Source organism: Bradyrhizobium sp. (assembly GCF_030693485.1).
Taxonomy (GTDB): Bacteria; Pseudomonadota; Alphaproteobacteria; order Rhizobiales; family Xanthobacteraceae; genus Bradyrhizobium.
The window spans coordinates 25,492-40,645 of record NZ_JAUYAN010000114.1; the positions used below are offsets into that span (position 1 = coordinate 25,492).

Genomic DNA, 15,154 nt, shown 5'->3' on the forward strand with positions numbered 1-15,154 from the left:
CGGCCAATGCCGGACCTTGATCTATCTCATCTCGCGCTCCGGTCCCCGGGTCTAGAAAGGCCGGCATCGTGGCAGTGGAGAGATTGAATGAGCTACGCGACCGTCATGGTCTGTCTGGCGCTGGACCAGCCGAACGAGGCTCGTCTCGAGGCCGCCTGCGGGATCGCGGAGCGATTTGACGCAGGCGTCGTCGGGATCGCGGCATCGCAGTTCAGCCCGCCGCTTTACTTCACCTCGGGAGAGCAGGCCCAGAATCTGATCGACCAGGGCCAGGCGGCGCTGAAAAGCCGCATGGCGGAGCTCGAGGCGCAATTCTTCGGAGCGGCAGGAAAACGAGCCAGGTCAGTCGAATGGCGCAGCGCCATCGACGTTCCGGTTCGATATCTGCTGCAGCAGGCGCGTTGCGCCGACATCATCGTCAGCGGCGGACCTAGCGATGCGTTTTCGGATCCCTTCCTGCGGGCCAGCCCGAAAGATCTGGTGATGCAGGCCGGACGGCCGCTGCTCGTTGTGCCCGACACCGTCACCTTGCTCGACCTGCGCAGCATGCTGGTGGCGTGGAAGGACACCCCCGAGGCGAGGCGGGCGATCGTCGATTCGCTGCCGCTGCTGCGCAAGGCCGAGGACGTCACCATCGCGGAAATCGTGGAAACGGATGACAGCCGTCCGGAGGCGATTTCGCGGGCGCGCGATGTCGTGGCCTGGCTTTCGCGTCACGGTATTGTCGCCCGCGAACTGGTTCCGGAGAAAAACGGCGACCGCGACGTCGCGGCTCAATTGGACCGAATCGCCGCCGACGTCGGCGCCGGCGTCATTGTGGCGGGCGCCTATGGCCATTCCAGGTTTCGCGAGCTGGTTCTCGGCGGCATGACCCAGCATCTCATCACCCAGACCGCGCGCTGCGTGCTGCTGTCGCACTAGAGAGCGTTACCACAACCCCCGGAACGATCGGATCGCGCCTTGTATCAATTCCTCGAGCAAACCGTCGCCGGCAACATGACGCGCACCGTGAAGACGGTGACGCGCGGGCTCACGATGCGCGAACTCGGCGATATGTTCGAATACGACGATTTCAACGCCTATCCGGTCGAGGACGATGGCCAGATCGTCGGCCTCGTCACCAAGTTCGACGTGCTGAAGTGCTTTGCCTTTACGCCCAACCAGATGGTTCCGCGCTACGACGACCTGATGAATCGCACCGTCGCCGACATCATGACCTCCGAGTTCATTTACGTTCGTTCCGACACCAAACTGACGCGGGTGCTGCAACTGATGGTCGAGCATCGTTTCCGCAGCGTTCCCGTGATCGACAGCGGCCATCGGCTGGAGGGCATGATCGCCCGCGGCGATATCCTCAGGGCGCTGAAGGCGTGTGCCGGCGGCAGCGACTGAGTCTGCAGGTATTGCTGCCGTGAGCACCGGGAAGCGGGCTCAACCCGCCTTGACCGGATCGACGTCGTCCGGAGCGATCATATAGAGCCCGGACATCGGGTCGACCCAGCACAGATGGTCGTGGACCTTTTTCACCCCGGTCACGTTCTCCGCGGCGACGATGGATGCCTGCCGGGATCGCTCGTCGATAACGATGCCGCCGAGATGGACGATGCCGTCGCGGACGACGATGTTGAGGCTCTGCGGGCACCAGGCGTTCTTGTGAAGCGTGTCGATGATGCGATTGCGGATGTGATCGTCATCGGCCGTGGGATCCGGGATCGCGCGCGCAAGGCTCGCCACCGCCTGCAACAGGTTGGCACGCGATACGATACCGACGATACGGTCCCCGCGCATCACCGGCAGGCGCTTGACGTGATTCTTTTCCATCAACGCGACGATTGCCTCGAGCCTTGTATCCTCCGTGACGGTGAGCGGCTCCGGCGTCATGACCTCGGCCACCTTGCGGCCGTGCTCGTGCACGAAATCGGCTGCGGCCTGGCCCGGACCGAGAATGAAGGCCAGGAAACGTCCGTGTTTCCGTTGCGTGCCGAGTTCGCTGCGGCGAATGAAATCGCCTTCCGAGACGATGCCGACCAGCTTCCCGGCTCCGTCCACCACCGGTAGCCCGCTGATGTGCCGCCGCAGCATGGTGGTGGCGGCCTCTGCGATCGTGGTCTCCGGTGTGACCGTGATCACGGGTCGGGTCATGATCTGATGGGCGCGCATGACGGCCTCCGCAGCTGAATTTCGCCCTGAAAAGGTACTGCAGTGGGGAAAGACGGCCTTGATCGACATCAATGGCGGCCGGTGCCCGCATTGATGCAACTCAAGCTGCCGGCCTGGTGCGCGAGCTAAATTCGCCAATGCGATTAAACAAGGAACAAGCCATGACAGAGGTTTCCGCACGAGATACCGGAATCGGCCAGCCGGCGGCTGATGCAGCTGCACGATTCTCCGACGCCAGCAAGGATGCTCTCCACTTGATGATGGGCGTACAGACGGCGATGCTTCAGGAAATGGCGTTTGCCGGCCATGAGATGTTCGACCGTGCGCAAACCGAGATGCATCTGTTCGCCGAATTTTCCTCGAAGATCGCCAGCGCCCACAGCGTCGGTGACATCAGGACGATGTGGGTGGAATGCAGTCGCCATCAGCTCGACTATATCCGTCGCGACACCGACCGGCTCCTCCGGCATGGCGAGCAGATGATCGAAACGGCCACGAAACTGTTCGGCAGTCGGTCGCAGAACTGAAGCGTGGCCGGGACCCGATGTGCTAGAGGTGCGATACCGAGACGATGCGATAGGTATGCATCCTGTCGGCCTCGTTGATCGAGACGTATTCACCGGTCACGAAGCACTCGTCGGCGAAGTGAAAGCCGGTCTCGTCCGGCATATCGGCTGCAGCAAGATAGCGGAATGCCCAGCCGCCGCCCGAGCGATGGACCAGCTGGCCCGACTGATGGTCGCGGTCCGGCCGCAGTCGCACCACCCGGCATGCCTCACGGTGTTCCCGCCAGAGGCCCGGATCGATGCGGCCGTCGGCGTCGAGGGGCGCGATGAGGATGTAGGCCACAGCCGCATCGCCCTCGGGATGGCCGGGTTCGCGAGCGAGCTCAAGGCGGATCTGGCGAAACTGCGCCGGAAGCGAGGCATTCAGGATCGGTTTTGGATGAGTGTTTGGCATATCAGGGAAACTCCTTGGTGGTCGATTTGAAGGTGGTCGATTTGAAGCCTTGCGGCCATCAGCGATTACTTCGACTGGGCCGCCGATGCGGGAGCCGAGGGCGCCGTCCGCGTCTTCAGACTTCGGATGATGAGGGTGATCAGCGGGACGATCAACGATGGCAGCACGCCATTCAGGGGATGCTGGATCATGCCGCTAAGCTGCGACTGCAGTGCCCGCGCCTCGACCTGTAAGGCCGCGACCGAAGTCTCATGAATTTCAGTGGCGAGCGCCAGTTCGCGGCCCGCCGGCGCCCTTGAGGCGAAAACGAACAACGCTGCGGCGATCGCAAAATCGATGGCACCGAGAATGGCCGCGGCGGATATCGCGCTCCAGATCTGGACCAGCGCGAAATAGGCCGATAGCTCCAGCATCATCAAGCCGAATCCTGCGATCAGGGCAGCGAGAGCCTTGAGCCCGAGACCGGCGAGCATGTGCCGCATCCGGATATCGGCAATGATCCGGTCGGTGCGCCAAAGCACCCGCAGGTTCGTCAGTATGCTCTCGATGTTCACCTTAGTGCCTCCTCAGCATGAAGCCGACAACGACGCCAAGGGCGAACGCCGAGGCGAGTGACGTGATCGGCCGATCCGAAACGAAATGCGCGACCTGCTCTTCCTGCTCGCTGAGAGTTTCGCCGAGTTCCTCCAGCGCGGTCCTGATCTGATCGGCAAGCGCCTCAGCGCGTGTCCTGGAGGTGTCGACAATTCCTTCGCTTGCCGTATCGAACAGCCGCGACACGTCGGCCTTGAGTGTACGCAGCTCTTCTGCAAGCTCGCCTGAATCGAACATCGATCTCGTCCTCGCTGGCATATCCTGCTAGATTTTATGCGGAGTCGCCGCGACGCCGTTGATCTGCGTCAAGCGCCGAACCGGAGGGCGGGCCCTTGAGGCAGGTCAATTCGATCGCCGTGCGGCGTGTCTAGAAACATGCGCGCATACAAAGGATACGGAACTTGGTGACTGCACCCGAACTGACCGCCATGCCATCGGGCGATGTGCTCGAGTTGCGCCCTGCCGGATCCTGGACCGCGGCCAATGTGACGATGCTGGAGGCGCTGTCCGACGGCGTTGCGCCGCAGCTCGATCGGTCGAACGCGATCAAGCTGGACCTGGCCGGCCTGCGCGAACTCGATACGCTGGGGGCCTGGCTGCTGGAGAAGATGTCACGACGGGCGTCGTCGGCCGGTCACCCCGTCGAGCTGGTTGGCGTTGCCGACAACTATGCCGGATTGATCGAAGAGGTGCGTCAGGTCAATCGCCGCAATCCGGCGCCGGTGATCGCGCTGAATCCCGTGGTGGCCAAGGTGAACGATGTCGGCCGTTCGGCCATCAGTGCGACGGAAGACGTGTCGGTCTTCCTGCAGATGCTGGGCTCGCTGTTCATGGCCCTCGTCGGCGTGCTGCGCCGCCCTCGATCGCTGCGGCTGACATCGCTGGTCTACCAGCTCTACCGGGTCGGCTGGCAGGCGATACCGATCGTCGTGCTGATCACCTTCCTGATCGGCGCCATTATCGCGCAGCAGGGCTTCTTCCATTTCCGCAAGTTCGGCGCCGATTCCTATGTCGTCGACATGGTCGGCATTCTGGTGCTGCGTGAGCTCGGTGTGCTGATCGTCGCCATCATGGTCGCCGGCCGCTCCGGTAGCGCCTACACCGCCGAGCTCGGTTCGATGAAAATGCGCGAGGAGATCGATGCCCTCTCGACCATGGGCCTCGATCCGGTCGAGGTGCTGATCCTGCCGCGCATCATCGCACTGGTACTGGCGCTGCCGATCCTCAGCTTCATTGGATCGATGGCGGCGCTCTACGGCGGCGGCCTCGTGGCGCAGTTCTACGGCGGCATGGAGCCGCCGATCTACATTGCGCGTCTGCACGAAGCCGTATCCGTCACCCACTTCCAGGTCGGAATTCTGAAAGCGCCATTCATGGCGCTGGTGATCGGCATTGTCGCCTGCAGCGAGGGCCTGCGGGTGAAGGGCAGCGCCGAGTCGCTCGGAAAGCAGACCACGACTTCGGTGGTGAAGTCGATATTCCTGGTGATCGTGCTCGACGGACTGTTTGCGATCTTCTTTGCATCGATCGGAATGTGACGATGCAGGAAGTTGCGCCGCAGTTCGCGATTCGCGTTCACGACCTAGTGGTCGGATTTGGAAAAAGGGTCGTGATCGATCGTTTGTCGCTGGACGTCCGCAGGGGCGAAATACTCGGCCTGGTGGGCGCCTCGGGCGGCGGCAAGTCGGTGCTGATGCGAACCATCATCGGCCTGATTCCGCGGCAGAGCGGAGAGATCGAGGTAATGGGCTCGATGATCGGCGGCGCGCGCGATCAGGTCACCCAGGCTGCCGCCGGAAAATGGGGCATCCTGTTCCAGCAGGGCGCGCTGTTTTCCTCGCTCACGGTGCGGCAGAACATCCAGTTTCCCTTGCGCGAAAACCTGGTGCTGTCGCAGGCGCTGATGGACGAGATCGCGACCGCGAAGCTCGAAATGGTCGGGTTGACGCCGGAGGATGGCGACAAGTTTCCAGCCGAATTGTCCGGCGGCATGACCAAGCGCGTGGCGCTGGCCCGGGCGCTAGCGCTCGATCCCGCGATTGTTTTTCTCGACGAGCCGACCTCCGGTCTGGACCCGATCGCGGCGGGCGATTTCGACGCTCTGATCAAGACATTGCAGAAAACGCTGGGGCTGACGGTGTTCATGGTCACCCATGATCTCGCCAGCCTCAATACCGTCTGCGACCGCGTGGCGGCGCTGGCGGACGGCAAGATCGTCGCCATCGGACCGATGCGCGACCTGCTTCAATCCGAGCACCCCTGGGTACGAGCCTATTTTCACGGCAAGCGCTCCCAGATGCTGCAACCCAAAGCGAGTTAACGATGGAAACCCGCGCTCCCTTCGTCGTCGTCGGCGCCTTCGTCCTGGCCGCTATCGTCGCCGTATTCGGCTTCATCTACTGGCTGCACAATTCCGGCGGGATCGGTCCGCGCACGACCTATCACGTCCAGTTCGAAGGCTCGGTGCCGGGGCTGCTGGTCGGCGCCGGCGTGCTCTTCAACGGCATCCGGGTCGGTGAGGTGACGGATCTGGCGCTCGCGCCGGATAATCCGCGCCGCGTCAATGCAACGATCTCGGTGGCCACGACGACGCCGGTGCGATCCGACACCAGGGTCGGGCTGGAATTCCAGGGCCTGACCGGCGTGCCCGTCATTGCGCTGGAAGGCGGCACCCTGCTGGCGAATACCGGTGCGGTGCCGACCCTGATTGCCGAAGCCGGCGCGGGCCAGAGCATGACCCAGGCCGCACGCGATGCCTTGCGCAAGGTGGATTCGGTGCTGACGGAAAATTCCGAACCGCTCAAGAAGACCATTGCCAATCTGCAGACCTTCACGGATGGGCTCGCGCGCAATACCGGTAAACTCGACAGCATCATCGTGGGTCTGGAAAAGCTCACCGGCGGCGGCGCGCCTGCGCAAAAGATCACCTATGATTTGCGTGCGCCGGAGAATCTCGGATCGGCACGCAAAACCCTCACGGGCCAGCTGGCGATCCCGGAGCCCACAGCCGTTGCGATGCTGTCGACGCAGCGCATGTTGTTCTCGCCGGCGGGGGACTATCCGGCATTTGCGGAAGTTCTCTGGGCCGACAGCATTCCAAAGCTGCTGCAGGCCCGGTTGATCGAGAGCTTCGAGAATTACGATATTGCGCATGCCCCGTTGCATGCGTCGGATATCGGACAAGCCGACCATCAGCTCCTGATCGACGTCAGGCGCTTCCGGATCGCGGTCGATGCCGGGCCTGCGGCGGAGATCGGGTTGTCGGCGCGAATCGTCGACAAGGGCGGAAAGGTCATCGCCTCGCGCCTGTTCGAGGCAAGTCAGAAGTTCGACAAGCTCGAGCCGGCGGCAGCTGTCGCCGCCTTCAACGATGCGTTCGGTCGAATCGCCACGGATATGATCGCATGGACCGTGCAGGCGCTGTAGGCACAGCAGCGGCATCCCCGATCGTTCATGCGATCGACTTTGGTCCAAGGCCACCAGGCAAATTGATCTCGATCAAATTGGTTGCGGCGGGATCATGGTTTTTGGCTCTCGTATCCTCACGAGAGATTCCACATGAGCCAGGCCCCCAACGCGAAGACCATGACGACAGGTGAAAGCGGCTTGACGCTGGTGTTCGCCGCCGCCGCCTTTCTCTGCATGATAGGTGCGGCAAAAGCGCTCGATGCGGCCTTCGCATTCCATGCCTCCCTCAGCGCCGCTGCCAGTCTGGCGGCGGTTTTTGCCATTATGAACCGGTATTACGACCGGCCGGCGGCGCTGCCGCCGCAGGAAATCAACGGCCGGCCCAACTATAATATGGGCCCGATCAAGTTTGCCGCCGTGGCTTCGGTGTTCTGGGGCATTGCCGGATTCACTGTCGGGCTGATCATTGCCTGCCAGCTGGCGTGGCCGGCGCTCAACTTCGACCTGCCGTGGACCAGCTTCGGCCGGCTCAGGCCGCTGCATACGTCGGCGGTGATCTTCGCGTTCGGCGGCAATGTACTGATCGCGACCTCATTCTACGTGGTGCAGAAGACCTGCCGGGCGCGTCTCGCCGGCGATCTTGCGCCGTGGTTTGTCGTGCTCGGCTATAATTTCTTCATCGTGATCGCGGGCACCGGCTATCTGCTCGGCGTCACCCAGTCGAAGGAATATGCCGAGCCGGAATGGTATGCCGATCACTGGCTGACCATCGTCTGGGTAGTTTATCTGCTGGTGTTCCTGATGACGCTGGTGAAGCGCAAGCAACCGCACATCTTCGTCGCCAACTGGTTCTATCTTGCCTTCATCGTCACCATCGCCGTACTGCATCTCGGCAATAACCCCGCTTTGCCGGTGTCGGTGTTCGGCTCCAAGTCCTACATCGCCTGGGGCGGCGTGCAGGATGCCATGTTCCAGTGGTGGTACGGACACAACGCGGTCGGCTTCTTCCTGACGGCCGGCTTCCTCGCCATCATGTACTACTTCATCCCGAAGCGCGCCGAGCGGCCGATTTATTCCTATCGGCTGTCCATCATCCATTTCTGGGCCCTGATCTTCCTCTATATCTGGGCCGGCCCGCATCATCTGCACTACACGGCGTTGCCGGACTGGGCCCAGACGCTGGGTATGACCTTCTCGATCATGCTGTGGATGCCGTCATGGGGCGGCATGATCAACGGGCTGATGACGTTGTCGGGCGCTTGGGACAAGCTTCGCACCGATCCCGTGCTGCGCATGCTCGTGGTGTCCGTCGCCTTCTACGGCATGTCGACTTTCGAAGGTCCGCTGATGTCGATCAAGGTGGTGAACTCGCTCAGCCACTATACTGACTGGACCATCGGTCACGTCCACTCCGGTGCGCTGGGCTGGGTCGGCTTCGTCTCGTTCGGCGCGCTCTACTGCCTGGTTCCCTGGCTGTGGGACCGCAAGGGGCTCTACAGCCTGAAGCTCGTCAACTGGCATTTCTGGATCGCGACGATCGGTATCGTCCTCTACATCTCCGCGATGTGGGTGTCGGGGATCCTGCAGGGACTGATGTGGCGTGCCTACAACTCGCTCGGCTTCCTCGAATACTCCTTCATCGAGAGTGTCGAGGCGATGCATCCCTTCTACATCATCCGCGCAGGAGGCGGGGCGCTGTTCCTGATCGGCGCGTTGATCATGACCTATAATCTCTGGATGACCGTGCGATCAGGCGAGGCGGAAGTGCCGTCGTCCGCCGCTCTTCAGCCAGCCGAATGAGGAGCGATCGAATGTCTTTCTGGAAACGGCATCAAATTTTCGAAAAGAACTCGATCGTTCTGATCGCGGGTATTCTTGTGGTCATCGCCGTCGGTGGCCTCGTCGAGATAACCCCGCTGTTCTACCTGAAGAGCACGATCGAGGTGGTCGATGGCGTCAGGCCGTATACGCCCCTGGAACTGACCGGACGCAACATCTACGTCCGCGAAGGTTGCTATCTCTGCCACTCGCAGATGATCCGGCCGCTGCGCGACGAGGTCGAGCGCTACGGACACTTCTCGCTGGCGGCCGAAAGCATGTACGACCATCCGTTCCAGTGGGGATCGAAGCGGACCGGGCCCGATCTGGCGCGGGTTGGCGCGAAGTATTCCGACGAATGGCATGTCACCCATCTGGTCAATCCGCGCGCCATCGTTCCGCAATCGGTGATGCCCGGCTACCCGTTCCTGGCCGAGACCGAAGTTGACGTCGCGGGGATGGCGGGTCATCTGCGGACCAGCCGTCTGGTCGGCGTGCCCTATTCGGATGACCAGATTGCCAATGCCGTTGCCGATCTGAAGGCGCAGGCCGATCCTGACAATCCCGGCGTCGACGCCTTTACAAAACGCTATCCGAAGGCGGTGGCGCGCAACTTCGACGGCAAGGCCGGGATTCCGACCGAAATGGACGCGCTCGTCGCCTACCTGCAGATGCTTGGCACGCTCGTCGACTTCAAGCTCTACAACGAAAAAGCAAATCTCCGCTGAGAAGGCCCTCACGATGAAAGCAATCCTAACGGTCCAGAACATCACCTCCGATTTCGTCACGAGCTTCTGGACGCCGATCTTCGTCGGAATATTTCTTGCCATCGTGGTCTACGCCCTTTGGCCCCGCAACCAGGCGGCCTTCGACGAGGCGGCGCGAATCCCGTTGCGGGAGGAATGAGGAATCATGGCTGAACACAACGATATCGATCAGGTCACCGGTACCTCGACCACGGGCCATCAGTGGGACGGCATCAAGGAACTGAACACGCCGCTGCCGCGCTGGTGGGTAATCACGTTCTACATCACCATCGTCTGGGCGTTCGGGTACTGGATGGTGTATCCGGCATGGCCGCTGCTGACGAGCCACACCACGGGCCTTTTCGGATACTCGACCCGCGCCGACGTCGCTGTTGAACTCGCCAACCTGGAAAAGATACGCGGCGACAAAATGGTGAAGCTCGGGGCCGCGCCGCTGGCGGAAATCGTGAAGGATCCGGCGCTGCTGGCGCTGGCGCGCGCCAGCGGCAAGACCGTGTTCGGTGACAATTGCGCACCCTGCCATGGCAGCGGCGGCGCCGGCGCCAAGGGATACCCCAATTTGAACGATGATGAATGGCTGTGGGGCGGTTCGCTCGACCAGATCCTGAAAACGATCCAGTTCGGCATTCGTTCGGGGCATGCGAAAAGCCACGAAAGCGCCATGCTCGCCTTCGGCAAGGAGGGCGTGTTGAAGAAGGATCAGGTCGTCACCGTCGCCAATTACGTCCGCTCGCTTGCAGGCCTCCCAACCGCCAAGGGATACAACGCGGCTGAAGGCGGCAAGATCTTCGCCGAGAACTGCGCCGCCTGTCATGGCGACGTCGGCAAGGGCAACCAGGAACTCGGCGCGCCCGACCTCACCGACAAGATCTGGCTGTACGGTTCCGACGAAGCCATGCTGATCGAAACCATTGCCAATGGCCGGGCCGGCGTCATGCCAGCCTGGGTGGAGCGTCTCGACCCCTCCACCGTGAAGGCTCTGGCGGTCTACGTCCACTCGCTCGGCGGAGGAAAGTAACCGGGACAGCGGAGGCAGTCTGGCGCTTGTTTGAGGTGGATCAACCGCCTCTCCCGGGTTGAGCCTAGGTTCGCTTGTGAATGCGAGATCACTCCCTCCAATGAACAAGTCCGCACCGATCGAGCTGCAGAACGACGACGATGGGCCGCTGTATGTGGCCCAGAAAAAAGTCTATCCGCAGAGCGTCAAGGGTACCTTCCGCCGAATCAAATGGGGCCTGATGGCATTCTGCCTTGGGGTCTATTATCTGCTGCCGTTCGTGCGCTGGAACCGCGGACTGGGCGCCCCGGACCAGGCGGTGCTGGTCGATCTGCCCAACAGCCGCTTCTATTTCTTCTTCATCGAGCTATGGCCGCAGGAAGTCTACTATTTCACCGGGCTGTTGATCGTCGCCGCCCTGACGTTGTTCCTGATGAATTCGGTCGGCGGCCGCATCTGGTGCGGCTATCTCTGCCCGCAGACCGTGTGGACGGATCTGTTCTACGCCGTCGAGCGCTGGGTCGAGGGCGATCGCCGCGAGCGCATGCGCAAGGAAGCCGCGCGCGGCACCATGAAGCTGCAACGCTTTGCCGAGATCACGCTGAAGCACTCGATCTGGCTGATGATCGCCTGGTGGACCGGCGGCGCCTGGGTGCTCTATTTCAACGACGCGCCGACGCTGGTGATGCAGCTCGTCACTTTCCAGGCGCCGATGCTGGCCTATATCTGGATAGCGATCCTGACCGCGACGACCTATGTGCTGGCCGGGTTCATGCGCGAGCAGGTCTGCGTCTACATGTGCCCGTGGCCGCGGATCCAGGCCGCGCTGACCGATGAATGGGCGCTCAACGTCACCTATAAATATGACCGCGGCGAGAAACGCACCTCGCTGAAGAAGGCGAACGAATTGCGGGCGGCGGGCGAAACCGCCGGCGACTGCATCGACTGCTTCCAGTGCGTCGCGGTCTGCCCGACCGGTATCGACATCCGCGACGGTTCGCAGCTCGACTGCATCCAGTGCGGCCTCTGCATCGACGCCTGCGATACCGTGATGACGAAGATCGGCCGGGAAACCCGCCTGATCGGCTACGACAACGACGTCAACATCCATCGCCGCCAGGCCGGCAAGCCGCCGATCTACCGCATCGTGCGCCCCCGCACCGTCGTCTACTCTACGCTGATCGCTGGAGTCGGCGCGATCATGCTTTATGCGCTGATGACACGGTCGCTGCTCGATATCAACGTGTTGCACGACCGCAATCCGGTCGCGGTGAGACTTAGCGACGGATCGATCCGCAACGCCTATACGGTGCGCCTCCTGAACAAGCGCGGCTTCGACCGGGTCATCGCCATCGATATCGACGGCCCGGTCAACGCCACGATCCATGTCATTGGCGCCGATTCTGTAACGCCGGACCGTCCCATGATCGTGCTCGGACGGGATCAGACCACGGAGCTGAGAGTTCTGGTCACCGCGCCCGCCGAGAACAATCGCGAGAAATCCATACCGGTGCGATTCCGGGTCACCGATATCGGGCTCGGCGAGGTTACGTCGGCGACCGACAACTTCGTTTCACCATGAGCGCCCAGGAGTCTCGCATGAGCAGATTGCCCGTTTCTCCAAAGCCGCTGACCGGAGGCAAGGTTCTTGCAATGCTGATCGCCTTCTTCGGCGTCGTGATCGGGGTCAACATGATCATGATGAAGCTTGCGATCCAGACCATGCCCGGCACCGAGGTCGACAGCGCCTATACCGCAAGCCTCGCTTACGAGAAGGAGATCGTCAACGCCCAGGACCAGAACGCGCGAAACTGGAAGGTCGACGCCCAAATCGAGCGCGGCGCGGATGGCGGCGCGATGCTGCGGGTCGAGGCCAGGGACAATAGCGGCAAGCCGATATCGGGCCTGAAGTTTCAGGGCCGTTTCGAGCGTCCGACCGACCGGCGCGCCGATCAGCCGGTAGCGCTGGCGGAGATGGGGATCGGCATCTATCGCGGCAACGCGCCGCTGATCGCCGCCGGGCAATGGGACCTGGTGATCGAGGGCGTCGCGGCGGGAAAGCGGATGTTCCTGTCGAAGAACCGCGTGGTGCTTAACTAGGAAAGGCGACGTGATGCAGGCGACACGGGATTTTTCACATTACGTCAAGGACGCGGGCGCGGGCCTCTCGCATATCGATCTGGCGGTCGAGGGCGTCAGTTGCGCCGGCTGCATGTCGAAGATCGAGCGCGGCCTTTCGGCGCTACCCGACGTGACGCTGGCGCGCGTCAATCTGACCGACCGCCGTATAGCGCTGGAATGGAAGCAGGGCGCGCTCGATCCCGCTCGCTTTATCGACCGGCTGGCCGAGCTCGGATACAAGGCCTATCCGTTCGAAACCGCCGGCGCGGAAGCCGTCGAGGCCGAGCAATCGCGTTTTCTGCTGCGCTGTCTCGGTGTCGCGGCGTTCGCCACCATGAACGTGATGATGCTGTCGATCCCGGTGTGGTCCGGCAATGTCAGCGACATGATCCCAGAACAGCGCGATTTCTTTCACTGGCTGTCGGCGCTGATCGCGCTGCCGGCCGCGGCCTATGCCGGTCAGCCGTTCTTCCGCTCGGCCTGGAACGCGCTGAGCACGCGCAACGTCAACATGGATGTGCCGATCTCGGTCGGCGTCATCCTCGCGCTCGGCATGTCGGTGGTGGAAACCATCAACCACGCCGAACATGCCTATTTCGACGCGGCCATCATGCTGCTGACCTTCCTGCTGGTCGGTCGCTTTCTCGACCAGAGCATGCGGCGGCGAACCCGTGCGGTGGCGGGGAACCTGGCGGCGTTGAAGGCGGAGACCGCGACCAAGTTCGTCGGTCCCGATGAGATTTCGGAAGTGCCGGTGGCGGCGATCGATCCCGGCGATATCGTGCTGCTGCGGCCGGGCGAGCGTTGCGCGGTCGATGGCACCGTGATCGAAGGGCGATCCGAGATCGACCAGAGCCTGATCACCGGTGAAACCCGCCACGTCGTGGCCGAGCAGGGCACCGCGGTCTATGCCGGCTCGCTCAACATGACCGGCACGTTGCGGGTTCGCGTCTCCGCTGCGTCCGAAGGCACGCTGCTGGCGGAAATCACCCGGCTGCTCGACAACGCACTGCAGGCCCGCTCGCGCTATGTGCGCCTCGCCGACCGGGCATCCCGGCTGTATGCGCCGGTGGTGCATGCCACTGCGCTGCTGACGATCCTCGGCTGGGTGCTGTTCGGCGCGAGCTGGCACGATGCCATCGTCACCGGTGTGGCGGTTCTCATCATCACCTGTCCCTGCGCGCTCGGCCTTGCCATTCCGACGGTGCAGACGGTGGCGTCCGGCGCGATGTTTCGAGCCGGCGTGCTGCTCAATTCCGGCGATTCGATCGAACGGCTGGCCGAGGTCGACCATATCATCTTCGACAAGACGGGAACGCTGACGCTGCCCGAACTCGAAGTCGTCAACGCCGCGGGTATTCCCGAGGATGTGTTCAGGCTCGCCGGCCAGCTGGCGCTGGCCAGCCATCATCCGGTCGCCGCCGCGGTGGCGCGGGCTTCCAATGCGAAGGCGCCGCTGGCCGGCGCCGTCGAAGAGCCGGGGCAGGGCGTGCGCGCCACCCTGGGCGAAAGAGAATTGCGGCTTGGAAGGCCGTCGTTCTGCGCCGCCGAGCAATTAGCCAGCGACAGCCGGGATCTCGATCCGGAAGCCTCCATCGTTGCCTTCAGCGACGGCGAAAAAAGTTACGTTTTCTGCGTCCGGCAGGGATTGCGTCCGGATGCACAGGCGATGATATCGGCGCTGCAGCTTCGCAACATCAAGGTCGAAATTCTGTCGGGCGACCGCGAGCCCGCGGTGCGCGCCGCGGCGCGTGCGCTTGGCATCAACGACTGGCAGGCGGGCGTCACGCCGGCCGACAAGATCGCGCGGATCGAGCAATTGAAATCCCGGGGCCTCAAGGTGATGATGGTCGGCGATGGCCTGAACGACGCGCCGTCACTGGCGGCGGCGCATGTCTCTATGTCGCCGATCAGCGCCGCGCATCTCAGCCAGGCGACCGCCGACCTGGTGTTCCTCGGCAAGCCACTGGCCCCGGTGGTCGCGGCGATCGATTTCTCCCGCAAGGCGCTGCTGTTGATGCGGCAGAACCTCTGGCTCGCGATCGGCTACAACTTTCTGGCGGTCCCGATTGCGATCAGCGGAGTGGTGACGCCGCTGATCGCCGCCGCGGCGATGTCGGGCTCCTCGATCCTGGTCATGCTCAATGCGCTGCGCGCCCGCCGCGTCGCCGACAGGAGATCCTGATGGAGGTGCTCGTCTATCTCGTGCCGCTGGCGCTGGGGCTCGGGCTGGTCGGCCTGGTCGGATTTCTCTGGTCGCTGAAGAGCGGCCAGTATGACGACCTCGAGGGCGCGGCCTGGCGCGCTATCGCCGATGACGAGCCGGCGC

At 62.8% G+C, this 15,154-nt stretch carries 18 protein-coding genes; 14 read left to right on the top strand and 4 right to left on the bottom strand.

Going from position 1 to position 15,154, the window contains the following annotated elements; genetic code table 11:
• The first annotated feature begins 87 nt into the window (after positions 1 to 87).
• Positions 88 to 921: a universal stress protein gene (locus tag Q8N40_RS08345; protein ID WP_305711493.1), complete on the top strand. Its 834-nt coding sequence runs from the start codon at positions 88 to 90 to the stop codon at positions 919 to 921.
• Positions 922 to 960: 39 nt separating this feature from the next.
• Positions 961 to 1,392: an HPP family protein gene (locus Q8N40_RS08350; protein ID WP_305321929.1), complete on the top strand. Its 432-nt coding sequence runs from the start codon at positions 961 to 963 to the stop codon at positions 1,390 to 1,392.
• A 39-nt stretch (positions 1,393 to 1,431) separates the two neighbouring features.
• Here the strand turns inward: Q8N40_RS08350 and Q8N40_RS08355 are convergent, their stop codons facing one another.
• On the bottom strand, positions 1,432 to 2,160 hold the full coding sequence (locus Q8N40_RS08355) for a CBS domain-containing protein (protein WP_305321930.1): 729 nt from the start codon (positions 2,158 to 2,160) through the stop codon (positions 1,432 to 1,434).
• Positions 2,161 to 2,231: 71 nt separating this feature from the next.
• Between Q8N40_RS08355 and Q8N40_RS08360 the strand changes: the two genes are divergently transcribed.
• Positions 2,232 to 2,687, top strand: coding sequence for a hypothetical protein (locus tag Q8N40_RS08360; RefSeq protein ID WP_305711494.1), 456 nt, complete (start codon positions 2,232 to 2,234; stop codon positions 2,685 to 2,687).
• Positions 2,688 to 2,709: 22 nt separating this feature from the next.
• On the opposite strand, the gene Q8N40_RS08365 is transcribed toward Q8N40_RS08360, so the two are convergent.
• The 3 genes from Q8N40_RS08365 to Q8N40_RS08375 all read right to left on the bottom strand — a co-directional run bounded on the left by Q8N40_RS08365 (position 2,710) and on the right by Q8N40_RS08375 (position 3,951).
• A complete protein-coding gene (locus Q8N40_RS08365) occupies positions 2,710 to 3,120 on the bottom strand; it encodes a hypothetical protein (RefSeq protein ID WP_305321932.1) in 411 nt (136 codons plus the stop codon).
• A gap of 65 nt (positions 3,121 to 3,185) precedes the next feature.
• On the bottom strand, positions 3,186 to 3,674 hold the full coding sequence (locus Q8N40_RS08370; protein WP_305321933.1) for a phage holin family protein: 489 nt from the start codon (positions 3,672 to 3,674) through the stop codon (positions 3,186 to 3,188).
• Position 3,675: 1 nt separating this feature from the next.
• A complete protein-coding gene (locus Q8N40_RS08375; protein ID WP_305711495.1) occupies positions 3,676 to 3,951 on the bottom strand; it encodes a YqjD family protein in 276 nt (91 codons plus the stop codon).
• A 191-nt stretch (positions 3,952 to 4,142) separates the two neighbouring features.
• On the opposite strand from Q8N40_RS08375, the gene Q8N40_RS08380 reads away from it, so the two are divergent.
• The 11 genes from Q8N40_RS08380 to ccoS form a co-directional block, all read left to right on the top strand.
• Positions 4,143 to 5,252, top strand: a complete 1,110-nt coding sequence (locus Q8N40_RS08380; protein WP_370870954.1) for an ABC transporter permease — start codon at positions 4,143 to 4,145, stop codon at positions 5,250 to 5,252.
• A gap of 2 nt (positions 5,253 to 5,254) precedes the next feature.
• Entirely contained in the window at positions 5,255 to 6,034 is a 780-nt protein-coding gene (locus Q8N40_RS08385; protein ID WP_305321936.1) for an ABC transporter ATP-binding protein, read from the top strand.
• A 2-nt stretch (positions 6,035 to 6,036) separates the two neighbouring features.
• The gene (locus tag Q8N40_RS08390) at positions 6,037 to 7,140 is read left to right on the top strand and encodes an MlaD family protein (RefSeq protein WP_305321937.1); all 1,104 of its coding nucleotides are present in this window, start codon (positions 6,037 to 6,039) and stop codon (positions 7,138 to 7,140) included.
• A 159-nt stretch (positions 7,141 to 7,299) separates the two neighbouring features.
• The gene (gene ccoN / locus Q8N40_RS08395; RefSeq protein WP_371135646.1) at positions 7,300 to 8,922 is read left to right on the top strand and encodes a cytochrome-c oxidase, cbb3-type subunit I; all 1,623 of its coding nucleotides are present in this window, start codon (positions 7,300 to 7,302) and stop codon (positions 8,920 to 8,922) included.
• A gap of 11 nt (positions 8,923 to 8,933) precedes the next feature.
• Positions 8,934 to 9,668: a cytochrome-c oxidase, cbb3-type subunit II gene (ccoO, locus tag Q8N40_RS08400; RefSeq protein WP_305318389.1), complete on the top strand. Its 735-nt coding sequence runs from the start codon at positions 8,934 to 8,936 to the stop codon at positions 9,666 to 9,668.
• 13 nt (positions 9,669 to 9,681) lie between these two features.
• Positions 9,682 to 9,846 (top strand): cbb3-type cytochrome c oxidase subunit 3, encoded by a 165-nt coding sequence (locus Q8N40_RS08405; RefSeq protein WP_305318388.1) that lies wholly within the window; start codon positions 9,682 to 9,684, stop codon positions 9,844 to 9,846.
• A 6-nt stretch (positions 9,847 to 9,852) separates the two neighbouring features.
• Positions 9,853 to 10,725, top strand: coding sequence for a cytochrome-c oxidase, cbb3-type subunit III (gene ccoP / locus Q8N40_RS08410; protein ID WP_305318387.1), 873 nt, complete (start codon positions 9,853 to 9,855; stop codon positions 10,723 to 10,725).
• A gap of 100 nt (positions 10,726 to 10,825) precedes the next feature.
• Positions 10,826 to 12,286 carry a cytochrome c oxidase accessory protein CcoG gene (ccoG, locus tag Q8N40_RS08415; RefSeq protein ID WP_305711498.1) on the top strand — a complete coding sequence of 487 codons (1,461 nt, stop codon included), beginning with the start codon at positions 10,826 to 10,828 and terminating at the stop codon, positions 12,284 to 12,286.
• Between the two features lie 17 nt (positions 12,287 to 12,303).
• Positions 12,304 to 12,804: a FixH family protein gene (locus Q8N40_RS08420; protein ID WP_305318385.1), complete on the top strand. Its 501-nt coding sequence runs from the start codon at positions 12,304 to 12,306 to the stop codon at positions 12,802 to 12,804.
• A 13-nt stretch (positions 12,805 to 12,817) separates the two neighbouring features.
• Positions 12,818 to 15,010 (top strand): cation-translocating P-type ATPase, encoded by a 2,193-nt coding sequence (locus Q8N40_RS08425; protein WP_305711500.1) that lies wholly within the window; start codon positions 12,818 to 12,820, stop codon positions 15,008 to 15,010.
• Positions 15,010 to 15,154 (top strand): cbb3-type cytochrome oxidase assembly protein CcoS (gene ccoS, locus Q8N40_RS08430; protein WP_305318391.1); only part of this gene is annotated, 145 nt, incomplete at its 3' end. The genes Q8N40_RS08425 and ccoS, both read left to right, overlap by 1 nt.

Bases quoted from the DNA above. Each gene is read 5' to 3' on its own strand.
- Q8N40_RS08365 (WP_305321932.1), bottom strand. From the start codon at position 3,120: ATGCCAAACACTCATCCAAAACCGATCCTGAATGCCTCGCTTCCGGCG.
- Q8N40_RS08390 (WP_305321937.1), top strand. From the start codon at position 6,037: ATGGAAACCCGCGCTCCCTTCGTCGTCGTCGGCGCCTTCGTCCTGGCC.
- Q8N40_RS08405 (WP_305318388.1), top strand. From the start codon at position 9,682: ATGAAAGCAATCCTAACGGTCCAGAACATCACCTCCGATTTCGTCACG.
- Q8N40_RS08375 (WP_305711495.1), bottom strand. From the start codon at position 3,951: ATGTTCGATTCAGGCGAGCTTGCAGAAGAGCTGCGTACACTCAAGGCC.
- Q8N40_RS08380 (WP_370870954.1), top strand. From the start codon at position 4,143: ATGCCATCGGGCGATGTGCTCGAGTTGCGCCCTGCCGGATCCTGGACC.
- ccoO (WP_305318389.1), top strand. From the start codon at position 8,934: ATGTCTTTCTGGAAACGGCATCAAATTTTCGAAAAGAACTCGATCGTT.
- Q8N40_RS08345 (WP_305711493.1), top strand. From the start codon at position 88: ATGAGCTACGCGACCGTCATGGTCTGTCTGGCGCTGGACCAGCCGAAC.
- Q8N40_RS08360 (WP_305711494.1), top strand. From the start codon at position 2,232: ATGGCGGCCGGTGCCCGCATTGATGCAACTCAAGCTGCCGGCCTGGTG.
- Q8N40_RS08420 (WP_305318385.1), top strand. From the start codon at position 12,304: ATGAGCAGATTGCCCGTTTCTCCAAAGCCGCTGACCGGAGGCAAGGTT.
- ccoG (WP_305711498.1), top strand. From the start codon at position 10,826: ATGAACAAGTCCGCACCGATCGAGCTGCAGAACGACGACGATGGGCCG.
- Q8N40_RS08385 (WP_305321936.1), top strand. From the start codon at position 5,255: ATGCAGGAAGTTGCGCCGCAGTTCGCGATTCGCGTTCACGACCTAGTG.
- Q8N40_RS08425 (WP_305711500.1), top strand. From the start codon at position 12,818: ATGCAGGCGACACGGGATTTTTCACATTACGTCAAGGACGCGGGCGCG.
- ccoP (WP_305318387.1), top strand. From the start codon at position 9,853: ATGGCTGAACACAACGATATCGATCAGGTCACCGGTACCTCGACCACG.
- Q8N40_RS08355 (WP_305321930.1), bottom strand. From the start codon at position 2,160: ATGCGCGCCCATCAGATCATGACCCGACCCGTGATCACGGTCACACCG.
- ccoN (WP_371135646.1), top strand. From the start codon at position 7,300: ATGACGACAGGTGAAAGCGGCTTGACGCTGGTGTTCGCCGCCGCCGCC.